Raw genomic sequence first — 7,253 nt, 5'->3', positions numbered from 1 at the left:
GCGTGGGACACAGTCGCCCATGGGACACTAGAACTATTGTAGGGAATGCCCCATGGCCCTCCAGGTCACAATTCAGCAACTCACCGCGACACCCTTGCCACCAACGATGGAAAGTATCTAATACGGTTTGTGTGCTGCCTAGTACATATTTTGCCAAGTCAGCCACCGACATGTGATGAGCACTGAGCAGGAGAATCTCTGCCCTTTGCCGGGCGCGTTTAGGCATAGCGGGGTCAGCTTTCATTTGACGAAGGGTCTCTTCTTCTTCAGCGGTGAGATGCATGGTGCGAGAGCGCGGCATGATTTAACCCTCCATAGCCCTACAAGTATACAGTATCTGGTGCTCCTACCTGCTTAGCTTACTTCTTGACACGTGCAAGCCTGCAAATAACGCAGTTTATCTAATAGCGTTCCTCCCCACATTGTCAGTATTTCGATAGGCTAAAGTACCAAGTACGCAATCAAGCTCACGTAGATTTGTATCTCTATCCCCTCCGGGTGCTTAGTGATTAGTTGGGCCAACTTCAGGTGCATCTTTAGAAACTTCCAAAGCAACTCTATTTACCAACGCTGCCGAATCACTTCCAAGTCCGTAATCCCTGGCTCAGCTACCGCTGTTCTCTCCCGTAAGTTCGTGACTAGCCGATACTCGCTACGCTTACAAATATCACAAAAATTAATCACTCGATACCAGCCAGCATGCTTACCCGTGCCCACTTTAACGAGATTGCCAGCCCCATATTCAAGCTTATAATTCATGTTTAGTCGTACCACATAATACTTTTTCTTATCTCCTTTTTGCAGACCCATGGCTTTAAGATACTCAAGGCTTGCAACGCCTCGGTCCATGACCCCTACTCAGTTTTCAGGGATGGCTGCTGTCATTTTTTCAATTTTAGTGTAGGCGTGGGCATCCCCAAAACAGCGCGGCGGTACCGCCGCGCTAAGCAAGCACCCCTCGGTTTCGCCACGGCTTGCCTTGAGACAAGTAAACAGCTTAACTTGACAATAGCCCAAGGCTCAGAGCAATTTGCTGGTTAAGGTAATGATGGTGGAGTCAATCGGATAGATAGGGTAAGCGTCTAAGGCTTTATTACGCTTGACTTGTTGAAGAACTTTCTTATAGATTTTAATAAAGTCAGCATTGCTTCTATGTTTAGATGCTTTAGAAAAGGTGGAGATATCCACCTCAATCCCTGTGTTATTGAGGCGTTTAAATAAGTCCTGCATACTGGTTACACTTTTGTCCATGGCGTAGGCCAACCAGCCGGAGAAAAACAGACGTGTGTTGAGGACAGGATAGTCGGTAGCCGACAGGTCAGCTAAGAAGTCTTTGACAAGGTTTGGGAAAGATTGTAGCAGGAGTCGTTAGAAATTCTTTGTCGCCAGTCTAGGAGTATTTGCGCTTCAGACTGGCTTTTTTATACCTATTTCTTAACTTTCAACACTTGTGGATGGGGTAGTCTACAATAAACGCACAAACTCACCTTTTCACCATGTCGGCTTCTCCCACGGGTCTTGCAAGTGTTGTGCTAGAGCTTCAGAAACACCTAGAGCGCGTCCGGCGACCTGAGGAGATCTGTCTATACACTGTCCGCTGTCTCGGTCAGTTCCTAAAATGGCGATGCGTTATCTCCGGTCTACCAGGGAGTAACGGGCAGGTCCGTACCATTGCTGAATACACCCCAAGTCCAGGCGAACCAACCTTATCTTCCCTTAAAGCTAGCGAACATAAGATTTACTACCTACCCTTGACCTATCAAGAGACCGGGTTCGGGATGCTGACGTTGTATTCCCGGCTAAAAAACCAGGACGAGTGTCTGAGTGAACAGGATTACTTCCTCGAATTAGTGGCTCATCAAGTGGGTTTTGCTCTACATGGGGCAGAACTCAGGATACATCAAAAGAACCTGGAACAAAGAATCCAGGACCTAGAACAAACTAATGCCCGTCAATTGGAGTTTTTAGCGGATGTAAGCCATGAACTCAGGACTCCCCTCAATACAGTCCTCGGCATGTCTAAGGTTTTGATGCAAGGTAGCTACGGAGAGGTCAATCCCAAGCAAAAAACCTACCTCCAGAGTATTCATGAGAGCGGTTTACACTCTTTACAGCTTGTTAATAATATTCTGGACGTTTCTAAGATTAATGCTGAGCGAGTAGAACTCGATATCCAAGAGACTGATGTGCAGGCTGCCTGTCAGCAGTGTCTAAGTCTAGTGGAGGCCCAAGTGCTCACTAAGCGTTTGACCGTGATTTTAAATATTGATGAACGCGTTATCTGTATCCTGGCCGATGAATTGCGTCTCAAACAAATGCTCCTCAATCTCCTCGCCAATGCCGTCAAGTTCACCCCAGAAGATGGCTATATCGGCCTGACCGTCGAACCAGACCAGAGTGACCATGGGGTTGAGTACATTCGTTTCTTAGTCTGGGACACCGGGGTGGGTATCGCTGAGGAACAACAAAAGTTTCTATTCCAACCTTTTACTCAGGTGACAAGTTCAGCCAAGTTGCGTAATCAGGGGACGGGTCTGGGGTTATCTATTACCTGGAAGCTGGCCCAACTCCATGGCGGACGGATTTGGGTGGACTCAGCCCTGGGTGAAGGCGCACGGTTTAGCCTCGAACTACCCACAACGCCCCTCCGTAATATGACGATTGTGAGTGACACCGCCGAACCGGAACGTCGCGGGCATGTACTTCTGGTCGAAGACTACTCCGCCAATGCTCAAGATCTTGCTGATGGTCTAAAGTTTGTAGGCTATGAAGTTACCTGGGTGGATAACGACCAAGATTTCAAAACTCAAGTCATGCAGCAATCTGTGGAACTAGTCTTGCTGGGCCTACACAGACCTGACCAAGACGGGCTGAGTCCAATCCGCTGGCTCAAGACCCAAGGGACCCTAGACCATCTTTTCACCATTGCCCTGACAGATACCATCGCTGAGGCAGAAGCTCTGAGTGCTGGGGCTGACCGTTACTTGACCAAGCCCGTGGACCTGACCCTCTTACTCTCGGTACTAGATTTGTACCGGGCCAGCTAAGACCCGGTATTTACCATTAGCGACCAAGGACCCAGTTGACCAGGGTCCGCACCCCAAAGCCCGTCGCCCCTTTATTGATATAACCATGCTGGCGTTCACTCCAGACCGGTCCCGCAATATCGAGGTGCAGCCAGGGCGTTTTGATGATGAACTGTTTCAAAAACAAAGCAGCGGTGATGGCTCCGCCGTACTGGCCACCAATGTTTTTCATGTCCGCCACTAGGGACTTCATTGAATCGAAGTACGGGACATCCATGGGCATGGGCCACACTTTTTCACCCGCCAGCTCCGCCGCTTGCTCAATCTCCTTACTGAGGGCGGGGTCCTCGCTGAAAAGACCGGCTACATCGTTACCCAGGGCCACCATGCAAGCTCCGGTCAGGGTTGCGAGGTCCACGATGGCATCCACTTCTAACTTCTCGGCATAAACCAAACTGTCCGCTAGGGTCAGACGGCCTTCCGCGTCAGTATTGTCGACCTCAATGGTCTTGCCATTACTGGCGGTGAGGATGTCGCCGGGGTGGACGGCCTTACCCGAGGGCATATTTTCCGTCGCCGCCACGATGAAGTGAACCAAGACCCCAGCGGGTTTGAGTTCGGCAATGGCACGGGCAGCACCCAGGGTAGCGGCGGCTCCGCCCATATCAAATTTCATCAGTTCCATCCCCTTAGCAGACTTGATGGAGAGTCCGCCCGAGTCAAATGTGATGCCCTTACCCACAATGGCGAGGCGACGGGTAATCTCGCCCGCCCCGGTGTAGGTCAGGTGGATAAATTTGGGGGGCAAGTCCGAACCTTGAGCAACCCCGAGATAAGCACCCATGCCTAGGGCGGCACAGTCCGCCTGTTCGAGGATCTGGCAATCAAGGCCCCAGGTAGTGAGTTCTTGAGCTTGCTCGGCGAGGTAGCTCGGGGTGACGTAGTTGGCGGGGGCGGAGACAAGTTCACGGGCCAAGAGGGTCCCGGCGGCGACGGCTTGACCCCGCGCAATCGTGTTTTCTGCCCCTTGGCCTAACAGCGTCATGGTCGGGGGGGCGGTGGGAGTTTCGGCGGGTTCGGTGGGCTGGGATTTGAATTTTTTAAATTCATGGACCGCCAAGGCTGAGCCTTCGACGGCAGCTTGGAGCGTAGCGGGGTCGGGTCCGGGAAGGCTGAAGCCCAGGGTTTTACATTTAAGTTGTTGAGCGGCCCGTACGGCGACGGCAGCGGCGCGTCTAGCCCCATCCAGGTTGTATTTCTCCTGGGTACCAAGACCGACGAGGATCACTTTGCGGACCGGGAAACCCGGTGCGGTGCGGAGGGAGACTTTGGTGCCCACTTTGCCCTTAAACTGCTCTTCGCTGACGATTTCGCTGAGTTGACCGTCGAGTTTCTCATCCAGTTGGGCTAGTTTCGTCAGCCCCTCGCCCTCAAAAATACCGACTGCCAAGCCGTCGCCCTGGTAAGCAAGCAGGGGCTGGTTCTCAATGGCAAATTCCACGTGGACCTCCTAGTAAGCGTCTTGTAGTTCGTAAAAGTCCGGGCTGATGTAGTCCTTACGCAGGGGCCAGCCGACCCAATCTTCGTTCATGAGGATGCGTTTGAGGTTGGGATGCCCCTCATAGATGATCCCGTACATATCGTAGGACTCACGCTCTTGGTAGTCTGCCGTGCGCCAGATCCAGTACACCGAGGGCACAACTGGATTTTGGCGGGGTAGGTAGACTTTGAGGCGTACTTCGGGGGGGCGTGAGGCCCGGTCTTGTAGCTGGGTCAAGTCATAGACACTGACGAGATCCCCACCGGGAGCACTGTCGTAGGCACACTGGCAGCGCAGGTAGTTGAAACCCGTGTCGTAGAGGGCACGGCTCACCAGGAGTAATTCCGCAGCGGGGACCTGGACGATTTCAATTCTTAAATGGTCATAGCCCTCGAAGGTGACGGCGAAGCCTTGGGCCTGGAGGTCTTTGGTTACTGGACCGGGTTCGACGACCGCAACGGCTTCAGTCGGTGCCCCTGCTTCTTCACTCACGGGTATCTCCAACAGTCTTTACCTAGCTTATCCCCTGTCCATGCTCTGAACTCGGAACGACCTGCTGGAACTCGGGACGACCTACTCTTTGCTCAGCGTTCTTGCCCAACTCACAATAAAAACCGTCGGCCTTGGGTTGTGGAGGGTTTTCTTTGCTGGTTGGACGAGGACCACGCTGGGAAGAAATTATGTTGTAGGTGTTCTCACGCGCCACACCATTAGTGCTGCCATCATTCAATAGATACCAACGAGTTAGTGTATCAGCTAGTCATGGCGGTGGTCCGGTGGGGATAGCTATGGTTAAGGAATCGCGCTCCACCCATCTGATGTTTGCCTTTCCTTTTGTCCTGTTGTTGGCGGCTTGGATCTTGCCTGTTCAAGCTATTGAAACCTCCGCCGATGTCCAAGCTCTCGTTAATCTGGGGCCACGGGTCGGGGGGAGTCCGGCGAACCAACGGGCGGGGGATTATCTGGTCAAGGCTTACCAGCAGGCGGGCTACCAGACCCAGATCCAGACCTTTACCTATTCCAAATTTGTAGACAGCGGCTCGACATTGACCGTGGGCGAGGAGTTATTGTCGGGGGCGGCTTTGGTTGGTTCAGCCCAAGGGGAGGTCAACGCGCCCTTGGTCCCCATTGCAGGTGTGGGGCGGCCCGAGGAATTCAGCCGGGCTAAAGGTGCAATTGCGGTGGTACGGCGCGGGGAGTTGCGCTTTTTAGCGAAGGCCCGTAACGCTGAACGGGCGGGAGCCGTCGCACTCGTCGTGGTCAATGACCGCCCGGAAGCTTTAGTGGGCGCAACCCTGGGTGAAAAAGTCGGGATTCCGGTGCTGGGTCTATCGGGCAAGCTCGGACAACGACTCCTGGAGAATCCCCAACCAACCGCGCGACTCAAACTTCAAGCCGAAGAGAAGACCATCACAGGCCGCAACATCCTGGCCTATCCTGCCGGGGTGACGCGGCCCAAGGTCTTGCTCGGTGCCCATTACGACGCGGTACCCGGTAGCCCCGGGGCCAATGACAATGCCTCGGGGAGTGCGGTCTTACTAGAACTGGCCCGTCGTCTGCAGGGAACTCCGGTCTGGTTTGTGGCCTTTGATGGGGAGGAGGACGGGTTACGGGGGTCAGCCCATTTCGTCAAACAGGCGGGCCAGCCCTTCCTCAAAGACCTCAGAGGGATGCTCAATTTCGATATGGTCGGGGTCAATGCCCAACTCCTTGTGGGTGGGTCTGAAAACCTCGTCGCCCTCGCCCGACAAACAGTGCCAGGAGCGAAATCTTTTAAGGACACGGGCTTGAGTGACCATGGGAGTTTCCGGCGGGCGGGGGTCCCGGCGTTGTTCTTTTATCGGGGTCAGGAACCGAACTACCACAGTCCTCAGGACCGGACGGTGGATGCGGATTTATTGGAACATACCGTCCAAGCGGGTTTAGCTGTGGTTAAGCCATTGATTCAGTAACCGGGAGTGACTATGCGCTGGTGGGTTCTAGTTCTAGTTTGGTGGGGGATTGCGGTGGAAGCCCAGCCCTTGCGCGTCCTGGTCACGATTGCTCCCCTGTACGAGTTCACTACCGTAGTTGCAGGTAAGCAGGCTGAGGTGCAACTGTTGGTTGCCCCCGGCACTGAGGTCCATGACTACCAAGCCCGTCCCCGCGATGTCGACAAGATTAAACAAGCCCAACTCCTCATCCAGAATGGTCTAGGACTCGAAGCTTTCCTTGAACCCCTCCTCCGCAATGGGAATCCCGGGTTACGGCGGGTGGATACTAGCCGGGGCGTGTCCCTCCTGCCGGAGGAAGCTGACCCCGACCACCCCAATCCCCACATCTGGCTCGACCCCCACCGCGCCCAACAACAGGTCCGCAACATCCGCGACGGGTTGAGTGCTGCCGACCCCAGCCATCGGGGAGAGTATTGGGCCAATGCCCAGGGTTTACTACAACAGTTAGTCGCCCTTGATGTGCGTTATCAGCGGGTACTCACCCCCCTGAAACGGCGGCAATTCGTGGCTCTACACAACGGTTTCGCCTACCTCGCCCAGCGGTACCAACTGCAACAGACTGTGATCCAACCCGTGACCGGCGCACTCCTGAGCCCCCGCAATGTCCAAGCAACCATCGTCGCGGTCCGTCGTTACCAAGTCTCGATGATGCTAAGTACGCCGGGACTTGATAGCCGGATTCTCCAAGTCCTC

The 7,253-nt window shown here is 54.0% G+C and carries 6 protein-coding genes and 1 pseudogene; 3 read left to right on the top strand and 4 right to left on the bottom strand.

Annotated elements, in window-relative coordinates; translation table 11 throughout:
* On the bottom strand, window positions 1-301 hold a 301-nt coding region (locus tag HFM78_RS00710), incomplete at its 3' end, for a helix-turn-helix domain-containing protein (protein WP_287127493.1).
* A gap of 53 nt (window positions 302-354) precedes the next feature.
* A pseudogene (locus HFM78_RS00705) lies at window positions 355-1,362 on the bottom strand (transposase).
* A 134-nt stretch (window positions 1,363-1,496) separates the two neighbouring features.
* Between HFM78_RS00705 and HFM78_RS00700 the strand changes: the two are divergent.
* Complete coding sequence (locus HFM78_RS00700) at window positions 1,497-3,047, top strand: ATP-binding protein (RefSeq protein WP_287127492.1); 1,551 nt, start codon at window positions 1,497-1,499, stop codon at window positions 3,045-3,047.
* Between the two features lie 16 nt (window positions 3,048-3,063).
* Here HFM78_RS00700 and HFM78_RS00695 read toward each other — a convergent pair whose 3' ends face one another.
* Both HFM78_RS00695 and HFM78_RS00690 read right to left on the bottom strand, forming a co-directional pair.
* Window positions 3,064-4,527, bottom strand: a complete 1,464-nt coding sequence (locus HFM78_RS00695) for a leucyl aminopeptidase (RefSeq protein WP_287127491.1) — start codon at window positions 4,525-4,527, stop codon at window positions 3,064-3,066.
* 9 nt (window positions 4,528-4,536) lie between these two features.
* Window positions 4,537-5,058 carry an NAD(P)H-quinone oxidoreductase subunit J gene (locus HFM78_RS00690; RefSeq protein ID WP_287127490.1) on the bottom strand — a complete coding sequence of 174 codons (522 nt, stop codon included), beginning with the start codon at window positions 5,056-5,058 and terminating at the stop codon, window positions 4,537-4,539.
* Between the two features lie 326 nt (window positions 5,059-5,384).
* On the opposite strand from HFM78_RS00690, the gene HFM78_RS00685 reads away from it, so the two are divergent.
* Window positions 5,385-6,518 carry a M28 family metallopeptidase gene (locus HFM78_RS00685; RefSeq protein WP_287127489.1) on the top strand — a complete coding sequence of 378 codons (1,134 nt, stop codon included), beginning with the start codon at window positions 5,385-5,387 and terminating at the stop codon, window positions 6,516-6,518.
* A gap of 12 nt (window positions 6,519-6,530) precedes the next feature.
* Window positions 6,531-7,253: metal ABC transporter solute-binding protein, Zn/Mn family (locus HFM78_RS00680; RefSeq protein ID WP_287127488.1), on the top strand; the 723-nt coding region annotated here is incomplete at its 3' end.

Origin of the sequence: Candidatus Cyanaurora vandensis, from assembly GCF_013285555.1 — a bacterium.
GTDB classification, from domain to species: Bacteria; Cyanobacteriota; Cyanobacteriia; order Gloeobacterales; family Anthocerotibacteraceae; genus Cyanaurora; species Cyanaurora vandensis.
Note: the sequence above shows the minus strand (reverse complement) of the source record. Positions and strands in the feature narration are given on the sequence as shown.